The sequence below is a fragment of the Novosphingobium sp. SG707 genome, from assembly GCF_012275515.1.
GTDB lineage: Bacteria > Pseudomonadota > Alphaproteobacteria > Sphingomonadales > Sphingomonadaceae > Novosphingobium.
Map to the genome: position 1 here is coordinate 499,506 of NZ_JAAZQL010000004.1, position 11,658 is coordinate 511,163.

The 11,658-nt window shown below is 62.1% G+C and carries 13 protein-coding genes; 4 read left to right on the top strand and 9 right to left on the bottom strand.

Features of this window, described 5'->3' with window-relative positions:
* The first annotated feature begins 6 nt into the window (after positions 1 to 6).
* Positions 7 to 228: a hypothetical protein gene (locus FHW92_RS14890; protein WP_210428510.1), complete on the top strand. Its 222-nt coding sequence runs from the start codon at positions 7 to 9 to the stop codon at positions 226 to 228.
* On the opposite strand, the gene FHW92_RS14895 is transcribed toward FHW92_RS14890, so the two are convergent.
* Complete coding sequence (locus FHW92_RS14895; RefSeq protein ID WP_172249256.1) at positions 179 to 1,093, bottom strand: LysR family transcriptional regulator; 915 nt, start codon at positions 1,091 to 1,093, stop codon at positions 179 to 181. The genes FHW92_RS14890 and FHW92_RS14895 overlap by 50 nt on opposite strands.
* Positions 1,094 to 1,188: 95 nt before the next feature.
* On the opposite strand from FHW92_RS14895, the gene FHW92_RS14900 reads away from it, so the two are divergent.
* Together FHW92_RS14900 and FHW92_RS14905 are read left to right on the top strand one after the other, a co-directional pair.
* Positions 1,189 to 2,211 carry an NADP-dependent oxidoreductase gene (locus tag FHW92_RS14900; RefSeq protein WP_168604019.1) on the top strand — a complete coding sequence of 341 codons (1,023 nt, stop codon included), beginning with the start codon at positions 1,189 to 1,191 and terminating at the stop codon, positions 2,209 to 2,211.
* Positions 2,208 to 2,624 carry a hypothetical protein gene (locus tag FHW92_RS14905; RefSeq protein ID WP_210428511.1) on the top strand — a complete coding sequence of 139 codons (417 nt, stop codon included), beginning with the start codon at positions 2,208 to 2,210 and terminating at the stop codon, positions 2,622 to 2,624. The genes FHW92_RS14900 and FHW92_RS14905 overlap by 4 nt, the downstream gene beginning before the upstream one ends.
* A gap of 268 nt (positions 2,625 to 2,892) precedes the next feature.
* Here FHW92_RS14905 and FHW92_RS14910 read toward each other — a convergent pair whose 3' ends face one another.
* The 3 genes from FHW92_RS14910 to FHW92_RS14920 form a co-directional block, all read right to left on the bottom strand.
* Positions 2,893 to 4,167, bottom strand: a complete 1,275-nt coding sequence (locus FHW92_RS14910) for an FAD-dependent oxidoreductase (RefSeq protein ID WP_168604020.1) — start codon at positions 4,165 to 4,167, stop codon at positions 2,893 to 2,895.
* A 3-nt stretch (positions 4,168 to 4,170) separates the two neighbouring features.
* Positions 4,171 to 4,488, bottom strand: a complete 318-nt coding sequence (locus FHW92_RS14915; protein ID WP_168604021.1) for a 2Fe-2S iron-sulfur cluster-binding protein — start codon at positions 4,486 to 4,488, stop codon at positions 4,171 to 4,173.
* 85 nt (positions 4,489 to 4,573) lie between these two features.
* Positions 4,574 to 5,467 carry an SDR family NAD(P)-dependent oxidoreductase gene (locus tag FHW92_RS14920; RefSeq protein WP_210428512.1) on the bottom strand — a complete coding sequence of 298 codons (894 nt, stop codon included), beginning with the start codon at positions 5,465 to 5,467 and terminating at the stop codon, positions 4,574 to 4,576.
* Between the two features lie 194 nt (positions 5,468 to 5,661).
* Here FHW92_RS14920 and FHW92_RS14925 point away from each other — a divergent pair, with 194 nt between their 5' ends.
* Complete coding sequence (locus FHW92_RS14925) at positions 5,662 to 6,588, top strand: LysR family transcriptional regulator (protein WP_168604023.1); 927 nt, start codon at positions 5,662 to 5,664, stop codon at positions 6,586 to 6,588.
* Positions 6,589 to 6,632: 44 nt separating this feature from the next.
* On the opposite strand, the gene FHW92_RS14930 is transcribed toward FHW92_RS14925, so the two are convergent.
* The 5 genes from FHW92_RS14930 to FHW92_RS14950 are packed head-to-tail and all read right to left on the bottom strand — an operon-like array spanning position 6,633 to position 11,518.
* The gene (locus tag FHW92_RS14930; RefSeq protein WP_168604024.1) at positions 6,633 to 7,142 is read right to left on the bottom strand and encodes an aromatic-ring-hydroxylating dioxygenase subunit beta; all 510 of its coding nucleotides are present in this window, start codon (positions 7,140 to 7,142) and stop codon (positions 6,633 to 6,635) included.
* Positions 7,139 to 8,506: a Rieske 2Fe-2S domain-containing protein gene (locus FHW92_RS14935; RefSeq protein WP_168604025.1), complete on the bottom strand. Its 1,368-nt coding sequence runs from the start codon at positions 8,504 to 8,506 to the stop codon at positions 7,139 to 7,141. The genes FHW92_RS14930 and FHW92_RS14935 overlap by 4 nt, the downstream gene beginning before the upstream one ends.
* 16 nt (positions 8,507 to 8,522) lie before the next feature.
* Positions 8,523 to 9,332 carry an SDR family oxidoreductase gene (locus tag FHW92_RS14940; RefSeq protein ID WP_168604026.1) on the bottom strand — a complete coding sequence of 270 codons (810 nt, stop codon included), beginning with the start codon at positions 9,330 to 9,332 and terminating at the stop codon, positions 8,523 to 8,525.
* A gap of 43 nt (positions 9,333 to 9,375) precedes the next feature.
* Entirely contained in the window at positions 9,376 to 10,530 is a 1,155-nt protein-coding gene (locus tag FHW92_RS14945) for an alpha/beta fold hydrolase (RefSeq protein WP_168604027.1), read from the bottom strand.
* Positions 10,523 to 11,518: a VOC family protein gene (locus FHW92_RS14950; protein WP_168604028.1), complete on the bottom strand. Its 996-nt coding sequence runs from the start codon at positions 11,516 to 11,518 to the stop codon at positions 10,523 to 10,525. Before FHW92_RS14950 ends, FHW92_RS14945 begins: the two co-directional genes overlap by 8 nt.
* Positions 11,519 to 11,658: the final 140 nt, after the last annotated feature.

Below are 11,658 nucleotides of genomic sequence, written 5' to 3' on the forward strand. Positions count from 1 at the left end.
TGCAGGTTGATCGGCAATAATGCCTTCAAGGTCGCGCTGAACATGCTGATCGTGCGATTGGCCGAGGAATTGCGCGACACGCACATCACGGGGAATTCGGTCCGCCCCGGCTATGTGAAAAATGATTTGACCGGTCACAGCGGCTTCATGACCCCCGAAGAGGGCGCCAGATTGCCCCTCAATCTGATGCTGGCGGCGTTTCCACAAGCATGGCCACGAAAGCCTTGACGGCGGGGTTTGCCCGGCGGCTCTCCGGCCAGAGCATGGTGACCGGATGCCCCTCTACGGCGTGATCGGCCAACACGGGGACAAGGCGCCCCGCAGCGACATGGGTCGCCGCAGCGAAAGTCGCCGCCATGCCGATGCCGCCCCCCGCCACCATCGCGGCCAGAGCGGCATCGCTGGCATCGACCACGATGGCGGCGGCGGGCACGATCTCGATCACGCGCTCACCGGTCCTGAACGGCCAGCGGAACATTTGGCCATTGCTCTGGTATCGCAGGTTGATGGTATCGTGTGCCGTCAGTTCTTCCGGATGCTGCGGTGTGCCGCGCGCCGCGAGATAGCCGGGCGAGGCATAGGCGCATAGACGCATCGTCATGAGCCTGCGCGACAGCAGACGGGAGTCCGCAAGGTCCCCGATCCTTATCGCAACGTCGATCCCCTCCTCGATCAGATCGATATGGCGGTCATCCAGCCTGAGGTCGATGGTCACCTGGGGATACCTGGCGCGAAATTCCGGCAGCATCGGCGCGATCACATGCATGCCGATCGGCAGCGACGCGGCGATCCTCAGGTTTCCCGTAGGCTGGCCGCGCGCACGGACCGCCACCTGCCCGATCTCCTCCGCGTCATGCAGCAGGCGCAGCGCCCGCTCATGCAGCTCGCGCCCTTCCGATGTCAGCGTCAGCGACCGCGTGGTGCGCGTGAAGAGCGCCAGCCCAAGCTGTTGCTCCAGCCGTTGCACGCTCTTGCTGATGGCCGATGGCGTGATGCCCAACGCGCGCGCCGCCGCCGCATAGCTGCCCAGCGATCCTGCGCGCGCGAAGGCGATGAGACCCGTCAGCCGATCCAACATCATTCGTTCCTTCATGGAAGGACTAAAGCGAATGATGGGCCAATTATCAAGTTTCACGCTCTGCATTATCTCAAAGGCATCAGCGGCGATCCGCCGCAAGGAGATTGCCCATGAGCGAGATGATGAAAGCAGTCCGACTGCATGTTTTTGGTGGCCCCGAGGTGCTGACCTATGAGGATGCGCCCCGCCCGGAAATTGGAGCGAGCGATGTACTGGTCCGTGTCCACGCCGTCGGCATCAACCCGCCCGATCTCTATCTGCGTGACGGGTATCGCGCCTTGCCGCCCGAATGGCGGCCCGCGCCCAACTTTGCTCTCATCATCGGCACGGACATATCGGGCGTGGTCGAAGCCATCGGCAAGGATGTCACCGATTTCACCGTTGGCGACGAAGTGTTCTCAATGGTGCGCTTTCCCGAAGATCTGATGACGGGCAGCGGCGCCTATGCGGACTATGTGCGGGTCGCGGCATCGGAACTGGCGCACAAGCCCGCCACCATCGACCATGAACAGGCCGCCGGCGCGCCCATGTCGCTGCTGACCGCGTGGCAGTTCCTGATCGATGTGGGCCATGATGCGCCCAACCCGTTCCAATCCGTGCCCCATACGCCTGTGCCGCTTGGCGGTAAGACGGTGGTGGTCAATGGCGCAGGCGGGGGCGTCGGCCACCTCCTTGTCCAGATCGCGAAATGGCAGGGCGCGCGGGTCATCGCCGTGGCCTCGGGCCGGAATGAGGCCCTGATGCGCGATCTGGGCGCGGACCAGTTCATCGACTATACCAAAACCGCCGCGCAAGATGTGATCCGCGATGCCGATCTGGTGATCGACGCGGTGGGCGGCGCCAATATGGAGCGCTTCCTTCAGGTGCTGAAGCCCGGCGGTGCGCTGTTTCTCGTCAATCCTCTGGGATTTGACGGCCATGAGCAGGCCCGCGAACGCGGTGTCACCGTCTCCTCCACGCAGGTTCGCTCCAACGGGCCGCAACTGGCCGAAGCGGGACGCCTGCTCGGTGATGGCACGATTCGCGTTGTGGTCGACAGTCGCTATCCGCTCGCCGAGGCATCGCGCGCTCATGCCCGCGCCATGAAAGGCGGCATCCAGGGCAAGATCGTGCTGACGGCGCTTCCCGCATGACCGGGGCGCTGGTTCAGGGCACGGCGCCATGGTTCGCCATGGTGGGGGTCGCAATCGCAGAGGCGGCGGAAAGGCTCGGGATTCCTCCCGACCTCAACCTGTCAGTTCTGGAGCGCTATGTGGATGGCGAAAGGCTGGACAACGGGCTTTTTCAGGGCCTGCGCGTTGATGTCGTGGGGGGATCGCTCGCCTTCCGCTCCGGCGTGCTGGCGGGCGAGACGGCGCAGGTCGTGATCGACGTGACAGCCGCAACGGCCCGCCGGTTGAACCTGCTGCTCAGCGCCGACCCCGCCTATGCGCAGGCCGTCGGCAAGGCCATGCGGGACGGCGATCTGCGCATCCACGGTGATCTGGGCGCGCTCGGCCCGATCTTCGCCTTGGCCCATGATCGGATAGTCGAGCAGACGTGTTGATGCTCACGCGAGGGCGGATCACCTATCAGCAGCGTTGACCGCACCCAATTTGAACCGGAGGCATTGTTTGCCTCCAGTCGATTACGTAATGGAATCAATCGCCCTCAGGGCGACATTCAGCCTTTCAAATTTGGCCATCGGTAGCGGCCATCTGTTCATGGCAGAAATCTCCAACAACCGAGTATGAAATCTGTTTAACGACCAGTTTTCAACTCTGGCATGCCAGATCCACCATTCATCAAACGCATCAGACGAGCAACCATTGCTCCTACGTATCTAGGGGCGGCGCCGAAACCAAAACATCATCATCAAGGAGGTCGCGCAAGGGCGCGGTAACGTCTGTCAGCCTCAGGGGCGATACGTGGGCGCCAAGCTCCACAAGTTTCCGCCCCTGCACGTAATCCTTGACGCGATTAACAGCATCGATCGCGATGACCCTGCCACCCCTGAGATAGATCACCGAGAATGAGCGATCGGCAGGATCGCCCCGCAGGACGGCCTGATCATGCCCACGCGACAGGCCCACGGTCTGGAGTTTCAGGTCGTATTGGTTCGACCAGAACCAGGGCGTTGCCTCGTAAACACGCGCATCGCCACACAATGACTGCGCAACCGTGGCAGCCATGTCATTGGCGTTTTGAACGCTTTCCAGCCGCATCACTTCGCCACCCGCAAAGGCATTCTCGTGAGCGGCACAGTCCCCGATCGCGTAGATATCGGGGAGCGAGGTCATGCACTGGGCGTTCACGCGCACGCCCGCATGAGCAGTTCCCTCGGCCCCCGCCGCAATCAACGGGGCCACGCTCGGCTCAATGCCGATGCCCACGATGACCAGATCGGCGGGGATGACCGTGCCATCCTCCATGCAAACCCCGGAGACATGGCCGTCAGTGCCGAAGAGATGGCTGATGCTGGCCTGTGTCCGCAGATCCACCCCATGGGCGCGGTGCTCGGCTTCATAAAAGTTGGAAAGCACCTCGCCCGCGACGCGTGCCAACACCCGGCTCGCGGCTTCGAGCACCACCACGGAGCAATCCAGTTTGGTCAGTACGGCGGCAGCCTCCAGGCCGATGTATCCCCCGCCGATGATGACGGCACGGCGGGCCCCTCCCCTGAGTTCATGCACCAATCGGTCAACGTCGGCGCGCGTGCGCACGGCATGAACACCTGCAAGATCCGCCCCGTCGCAGGTGAGGCGGCGCGGGTCACCACCAGTGGCCCAAATCAACGTTCCATAGCTGATAACTCTGCCATCGCTCAGAATCAGGCGTTTGACGGCCGGATCGACATGCGTCCCCGCGCGGCCCAACACGAGGCCGATGCCGCGTTCGGCCCAGAACGCGGCAGGCCTGAGAAGAAGCCGCTCGAATGTCTTTTCGCCAGAGAGATAGCCCTTCGACAGCGGCGGGCGTTCGTAGGGCAGGTCGGGCTCGCGCCCGACGATCAGGATCGACCCTGTAAAGCCGTGCTGTCTCAACGCGATCGCCGCTTGCGCCCCACCATGCCCGCCGCCCACAATCACAATGTCTGCCGTGCCTGCCATAGCTCAGTCCTCTGGTGCGATCTGGACGACCAATCCCTCCATGTCGGCCGCCAGCGTCAGTTGGCAGGACAGGCGGGAGCCTGGCCGGCGGAATTCCGAGCTATCGAGGAGATCATCCTCGTCCTTGCTGGTGGGTACCTCGAGCCCTTCGGCTCCCGCCTCGACGAACACATGGCATGTCGCGCAAGAACAGCAGCCGCCGCAGAGAGCGAGGAGCTCGTCGATGCCGCTCTCGCGAATCGCCTCCATAAGTGTCCGCCCCATGCGGCCCGGAAGCTGATGCGGCGTGCCATTACGGGTTTTGACTGTGATATCGATCATTTCGGAATCCAGGAATCGGCGGACTGAAGGGGCGGTTTGGCGCGACGACGCGCTCGCCAAGGCTGCTATGCGGTTGGCCTCAACATTAATCCGCCACCGGCGACAGCAGCGTGCTCGCTCTCGCAATCTCATGGCCGAACTGATCAGGGCCATGGGCTGGCACGAAGGCGTTGTCGCGGTCCTCGATCTCGGTCCAGCGATCCAGAATTGCCTCGGCAGCACCGGATTCCCCTGCCACGACTCCTTGCGTCAGCAGAATATGCGCGCTTTCGAAGCTGCCTGCACCCGCGCAAAGAATGGCACCATTGGGCGCGCTATCAGCAGCGAGCGCGACGACGGACGGCGCAACCAGCTTCGGGTCAAGGCGCAGGAGGTCATCCGCGCCATACAGACCGTCAGTCATGCGCGTTGCCGCCGAGGGCGAGAGGCAATTGACCCGGATGTTGTATTTCTCGCCCTCAAGGCGCAGCGTTTGCATCAGGCCGACCAATCCCATCTTGGCGGCCGCGTAATTGGCCTGCCCGAAATTGCCGAAAAGCCCCGATGAGGAGGTCGTCAGGACAATTCTGCCATAGCCGCGCTCCCGCATGCCCGCCCAGACCGCCTTGGTGCAATGCACCGATCCCATCAGATGAACCTCAATCACCGCACGAAAGTCCTCGACCTCCATCTTGGCGAAGCTGCGGTCGCGCAGGATGCCCGCATTGTTGACCAGTATATCCACGCCGCCGAATGCATGCTCCACAGCTGCGACCATGTCCGTCACAGCGACGAAATCGGTGATATCCGTTTCATCGAGAAGCGCCTCGCCCCCGCGCGTCACGATCTCCTCGACCACGGCGCGCCCGCCGTCGCTCTGACCGCCAAGATCGTTCACCACCACCCGCGCGCCATGGGCTGCCAGCGCCAGCGCATGGGCGCGGCCCAGTCCGCCACCGGCACCCGTCACGATTGCAGTTTTGCCTGTCAAATCGACCATATGCTTCATCCCTGTCTGCACGAGCCTTTGTCAGGCCGGACTTACCCATGGGAGGAAGCTGTCGGAAATCGCTTCGCGCTATGCCTTTCATAAGTCCAAAAGATGAGCAATCATCGACCGGGCGCCTCATGTAGGCTGAAGATGTACCGAGCCCATCGAAGGCCGGGCACGCAAGAGGATGGAACTGGACCAGGATGGCAAACTTAAATCGGTTCGACTTCAATCTCCTGCTGGCACTGGACACGCTCCTGTCGGAGCGGAGCGTGACGCGGGCGGCCGACCGACTGTGCGTGACCCAACCCGCGCTGAGCGGCTCCTTGCAGCGACTGCGCCAGCATTTCGACGATCCGCTGCTGCTGCGCGTCGGACGCGAGATGGAGCTGACCCCGAAGGCCCGCGCGCTGATCGAGCCGGTGCGCATCGCGCTTTTGCATATCGACGCGGTGCTGGAAACGAAGGCGCAATTCGACCCCGGCACGTCGGAGCGGACATTCCGCGTCGCGATGTCCGACTATTGCGTTCATATCTATCTGCCGAAGGTGGTGCGCATCCTGAGCACCCGCGCGCCGCAGCTCAGGCTCATGGTCGAGAATGTGTTCGGCCCAAGCTTCTCACGCCTTGAGGGCGGCGATATCGACATGGTGATCACCCATGGGGATCGCAGTCTGTTTGGCCGTGAAGGGCGGGATGTCGATCTGTCGAGCGCAGACCTGTTCGTGGACAGCTTCGTTTGTGTTGTCGACCGCGACCATCCGATCGGCGAGACCATGACGAAGGAGGATTACCTCTCCTATCCCCACGCTCTCGCCTTCTTTGGCGCCAATGTGCGGACAGTGGAGGAAGCGGAGATCGAGCGGCGCGGCATCGTCATCAAGGAATTGCTGCATGTGCCGACCTTCGCGGGGCTGCTGCAGATGCTGCCGGGCACCGAACTGATTGCCACGGTGCAAAGCAAGCTGGCCGAACAGCTCGCCGATTCTCAAAAACTGCGTGTCCTGCGGCCGCCGATCAATCTGGGCACGCTTCAGGAAACGTTGATCTGGCATAACCGGAACCATGACGATCCGGGCCATATGTGGCTGCGCGGCGTCATGAACGAGGCCGCAGTGGAGCTAACCTGATGGGTAGCTCCACTGCGGCCCTGTGCCCTCCGACTGCAACCCGTCTAGAGGAAAACCGCCAGATTGGGCGTTTGCAGGATCGTCTCTGCCAGGATGACGGTGCGCCGCATCAGACGGCATTCTCCATCCGCGGCGATCCGGATGCGGTCGGTCCGGCGCGCGGGGATCCATTCATAGGCCCGGTCAATCGCGCGCTGCCTGTAGAGTGTTAGCGCGCTGTGCACCCGGTACACGCCGCCGCCTTCATCCGCCTCGATGAAGACAGACCCCACCGTGCGCACCGTCCGCGAGGCAGGATCTTCCGCCCAGTTTTCGTTGGTGCGCATCCGTTCCAGACGTTTCTGGATCATGGCCATGTCCTCATGCATGCGGAACGCGCCGGCGGGAAACTCATCCTCGCGCTTGCGCGCACTGATGCGCATGGGGATCTCGTAGAGGATCGCCTCGTCGAGCAGACCGGCCCAATCCTCCAGCCGCCCTGTGTCGAGCAGCATGGCCTCATATCCGAGGAACTGACGGATCGCAATGTCGATCTCTGGTGTGATCGCGCTCATTTCCCGCTCTCCACCATCTGGCTAAGCCAATGCCGGTAAAACGCGCGCTGGCTCGGCTCGCCTGGGCCGGGGCGCCAGGCTTCGCCCGGCCCCTCCCAGCTTTCGTCCAGCTTCTGCTGGCCCATGCCCTCAAGCCCCATCTGCATATTGAACGCGGTGTTTTCCTTGCGCGCCCACACGCTGCGGGCAGCCTCAGGGGCACCTTCCCAGACGACGGTATCGTCCTGCTCGAAAATGCCGGCGGAGCTGAAGCCGAACTGACCGGCGGCATAGCTGTCGGCAGCCTGCTGCTCATCCATGAAATTCCATTTGAGCTGCCAGGACCATAACTCCATCTCGCCTGGCCCGGACGGCTGCCACTGCCGCCAGGATGTATAAACCGCCGGCGGCTTGCCAGGCGAAGGCGGCCCGAAGAAGCGCAGAAATGACAGGTTGGGGAAGATCGTCCCGACGATTGGCGGATTCTTCTTCACCACATCCTGCAAAAGCGGATCGAGCCGATCGAGATCGAAATGCTCCTGGATATCGGACGGGTAGTACCAGACGTGCCCATCGGGTCCGAACATGCTGTCGAAATCATGCCCAAGGAAACTGTGGCCGCCGGGAATGACATAGTGTGTCGAGAAGTTGTTCAGGACGTCAAACCCTTGGGCAAGCTCGATCGTTTGTACCGACCCATGTGCAACGCCAACATGATAGCCGTCGCCACCAAAGTTCTCGGAACCTGTCTTCCAGTCACCGCGAACCTTGTAGCGGTCAGGTGGCCCCATCGGGCTCATCCCGCCGGGATGCAGGTCCATCAGTCCGCGCATGAACCATGCAGCGCCCCCCAGATATTCCATCAGAGTCGGAGCATTGGGATCAAGCGAAGCGAAGATCATGCCGAGAAAGCTCTCGACATGCGGTGCCTTGAGAAGGCCCCAATCCTTGGGGTCGAGCCCAGCATAGGCCTTGCTCTTGTCAGGCGCGCCGATCCAGTCGCCGTTGTTCTTGAAAACCCAACCATGATAGGGGCACCGGAAATGGCTCTGATTGCCAACATCGGTCTGGCACAGCTTGGTGCCGCGATGGCGGCAGAAATTAGCCAGAACGTGGATGGCGCTCTTGGTATCACGGGTGACGATAACGCTGTCGCGCCCGATCCGGCGCTGCATGAAATCACCCTTGTCGGGAATCTCCGACTCGAAACCGAGGAACACCCAGCTTTTGGCGAAAATGCGCTCCATCTCGGCATCGAAGATGTCGGCATTGGCGAAAATGTTGACAGGAACGAGCCCCTTTTCCAGCTCGCTGCCTGTACGTTCCAGGATATCGTCCAGCCTCTCGCCGATGCCGGGGCAGGACTGTGCTGCATGCATGACCATGACGGCCCTCCCTCCTTCAGCGCGCCGAGATGATCGGGCGGTTGGCAAGCCCCTGGTCTGCCATGATGATTTCCCCGGTCAGGATCCGCTGCTTAGGGTCGGCCAGCAGGGCATAGGCCGGGCCATATTCCGCGCCGGTCGGCAGGTGATCGAGCAGCGTCACCTTGCGGATCATGGCCATGAAGCTGTCTTTGGGAATGTCATTCTGGCTCTCGCTTTCAAGGCCGAGCGCACCCGGCCCCCGCAGGTCGGAATCGGCAATGCCGCAGGGCGATACGGCGTTGACCCGGATATCGGGCGCGAATTCGAACGCCAACTGGCGCACCACGCCCAGCACGGCATGCTTTGAAGCCGTGTAGAGCAGGCCGCCGCCATCGGCGCAGTAAGACGCATTGGAGGATGCGGTGAGCGTGATCGACCCGTTGCGCCTGGCCAGTGCCTCGCGGAACACCACGGCCGACAGGATGTAGCCGAGCACGTTGATCTGCATCACCTCGTTGAAGGCGGCTGGAATCTTGTCCAGCGCCAGATCGGAGATCGGGCGGTTCCCGTCGAAGATGCCTTGCGCGCCCACGAGGCAGTCGACATCGCCGAACCGCGCGAGAATGGCATTGCGAAATGCCTCCAGCGCCGCGATGTCGCGCACGTCGCCCTGCATGACGAGCGTATCTTCACCGAAGGCCTGTTGCAGCGCGGTGACCTTCTCGGGCGAGATATCGAGCAGGGCTAGCCTGGCTCCCAGCGTTCGGAAATATTGTGCGAGCCCGAGGCCAAGGCCCGAACCGCTGCCGGTCAGGGCTATGACGGCGCCTGTCAGATCGGTCATCTTCTTCCCACTCCTGTTATGGTGTCACGCGGTTTGCGCACGATCAGATCATTTCGATAAATCTCTCGCGAATCCAGTCCGCGATAAAGCTGCGGACCGGTTCCATATTGTCCGCGCTGCAATGCTCGATACCGCCTTCGCGGGGCGTGAAAATCTTGAGGTCCGCACGGGGGCTTCGCACCGCCTGTTCATGCGAGCGATAGGCATATTCTAGGGGAATCTGCCGATCGTTCTCGCCATGCACCACGAGGAAAGGCACGTCGATCTGCTCGACCACACCGGTCAGTGTGATCCGCTCCGACAGGGCCATGAAATCCTCCAGACTGGTCTGACCCCAGACCCACATCACATGCGCCCAGTAATGCGGCACCGGATTCTCGCCCTCATTGCGCCGACGGCGTTGCTGTACCAGACCCCATTCATGGTTGGCACCCCAGGCCACGCAAAGGCGGAACCGCTTCTCGAAGGCGGCGGCGCGCGGCGCGTAATAGCCGCCGAGCGACCAGCCCATCATCCCGATGCGGCCAGAGGCGACATCCGCGCGCCCTTCAAGCCAGTCGACCGCCTTACCCGCCCAGAGTTCGGTCTCGACAATCGCAGGCAACCGGTTTGCCCGGAGCGCGCCGCCTACGCCGGGCTGGTCCACGATCAGGCAGGATATGCCCCGGGCCCGCAACGCCTTGGGCAGCCCGACCAGAAAGACCATCTCCTTCACGCTGTCGAGGCCGTTGCAAAAGACCATGCAGGGCGGCGACGGATTCTCAGGAGTGGCCGCCGAGCAGAACAGCGCGGGATAATGACTGTCCGCGTATGGGATCTCGACCATCTCGCAGGGCTCGCCGTTGCATGCGACATAGCGTGCGAAGGTTGCCAGCATGTCCGCATAGGCTTGCATCCGGGGCGGGTAATCGCTGGCCTGCATGCGTTCCGCAGTGATCAGATAGGCGCAAGACCGGCGATATTTCGCTGCAGCGCTCTCCAGGTTTCCGGCTGCTTCGTCATCCTGCGCCATCTCGCCCACCCGATCTGCCATGGCGAGCCAGGTATCGAAAAAGGCGTCAACGCCGCTGTCCCCAGCTTCGGCCGCACGGGCGGTTTCCCGGTTGGCGAGATCGATATCGCCAATCGCCCCGCCCATCTCCAGCGCAAGGTTGATCGACAGGTTCCAGACGTAGTTGGTGGGGAAGGGTTCAAACATTGTCCATCCCCTCAGCCACGCCCTCGGCTACTTGGGCCTCGGTCAGATATTTGAAGCTCCACGCGGGCTCAGTTTCGAGAAAGGCTGGCACGCTATGCGTGAAATGGCTGTAACCGAACAGCGGAACATCAAACTCGCGGGGGACCCAGTTGTCATCCACATAGTCCGCATCGGCACCATATTCTGCTTCTCCCCCCGCCGGAGAAGGGAGATAATAGAAAAGCGCGGAATCTATCCGGTGTCGGCCAAGCCCGATGTCAGATGGCTGCCAACCGCGCCGCACCATATAATTGGCGCCGATCATCAGCTCGTCAATATCCTCGACACCGAAATTGGCGTGATCGAAGCGCAATTGGCCATCGCAACCAGGGAAATTCGCATTGGCATTGAGAAATAGCAAATTGTGGTGGTTGTTGCTGCCGCTGGCGCGCAGATATTGACCAAAGCCGGTCTGCACATCGCTCAGCCGGAAACCCAGACGTGCGCGCATGAAGCGGCTCGCTTCCTCGAAATCGGGAATGCGGAAGACCACATGGTTGATCACCTTGGGCCTTGCGCGGCGGCGCCATTTGCGGTGGGTGTTCAGGCGCCGCACACAGCCGGGCGCGTTGACCGCATCGGGCGCGTTGGCGAAGGATTGCGGGGTCCAGCGCAGAAAGGAAAAGGGTATGCCGAAGAGCTGAACCCTGAACCCGTCCGCGACCTGCTCCAGCGCATGATCCTGCCCAAGGTTGGCGGCCAATGCGTCGAGCGAAGCCTCGTCGCTCACGCCCCAGGCCACCTCGTGAACGCCATCGCCCACGATATCTGAAGGAGCGAGCGCAGCGTCGCCGGTGCCGAGAATTTCGACTTCGGCCCCGTTTGCGAGTGTAAAGAGACCCGGACGTTCATTGCCCGCCGGCGCCAGACCGAAATCAGTGAAAAAGCGCCGCGCGACGCTGGTGTCGGACACCGCATAACGCAGGCGCCTGATCCCGATAATTGCCATTCCGCTCTCTCCCCAGCCCAACAACAGGCCGACTCCTGCCAGCCATCCAAAGGCCGCTCGTCGTTGGGAGGTGGGCTAGACCCACCCGCTACTGGTCAAAAATTGTTTATCGGAATGCGTGACATAAGCTCTGCCTATTG

Excerpts from the sequence above, each read along its gene's own strand:
- FHW92_RS14945 (WP_168604027.1), bottom strand. The coding sequence starts at position 10,530 with ATGTTTGAACCCTTCCCCACCAACTACGTCTGGAACCTGTCGATCAAC.
- FHW92_RS14905 (WP_210428511.1), top strand. The coding sequence starts at position 2,208 with ATGACCGGGGCGCTGGTTCAGGGCACGGCGCCATGGTTCGCCATGGTG.
- FHW92_RS14950 (WP_168604028.1), bottom strand. The coding sequence starts at position 11,518 with ATGGCAATTATCGGGATCAGGCGCCTGCGTTATGCGGTGTCCGACACC.
- FHW92_RS14920 (WP_210428512.1), bottom strand. The coding sequence starts at position 5,467 with ATGGTCGATTTGACAGGCAAAACTGCAATCGTGACGGGTGCCGGTGGC.
- FHW92_RS14925 (WP_168604023.1), top strand. The coding sequence starts at position 5,662 with ATGGCAAACTTAAATCGGTTCGACTTCAATCTCCTGCTGGCACTGGAC.
- FHW92_RS14940 (WP_168604026.1), bottom strand. The coding sequence starts at position 9,332 with ATGACCGATCTGACAGGCGCCGTCATAGCCCTGACCGGCAGCGGTTCG.
- FHW92_RS14900 (WP_168604019.1), top strand. The coding sequence starts at position 1,189 with ATGAGCGAGATGATGAAAGCAGTCCGACTGCATGTTTTTGGTGGCCCC.
- FHW92_RS14930 (WP_168604024.1), bottom strand. The coding sequence starts at position 7,142 with ATGAGCGCGATCACACCAGAGATCGACATTGCGATCCGTCAGTTCCTC.
- FHW92_RS14935 (WP_168604025.1), bottom strand. The coding sequence starts at position 8,506 with ATGGTCATGCATGCAGCACAGTCCTGCCCCGGCATCGGCGAGAGGCTG.
- FHW92_RS14910 (WP_168604020.1), bottom strand. The coding sequence starts at position 4,167 with ATGGCAGGCACGGCAGACATTGTGATTGTGGGCGGCGGGCATGGTGGG.
- FHW92_RS14895 (WP_172249256.1), bottom strand. The coding sequence starts at position 1,093 with ATGAAGGAACGAATGATGTTGGATCGGCTGACGGGTCTCATCGCCTTC.
- FHW92_RS14915 (WP_168604021.1), bottom strand. The coding sequence starts at position 4,488 with ATGATCGATATCACAGTCAAAACCCGTAATGGCACGCCGCATCAGCTT.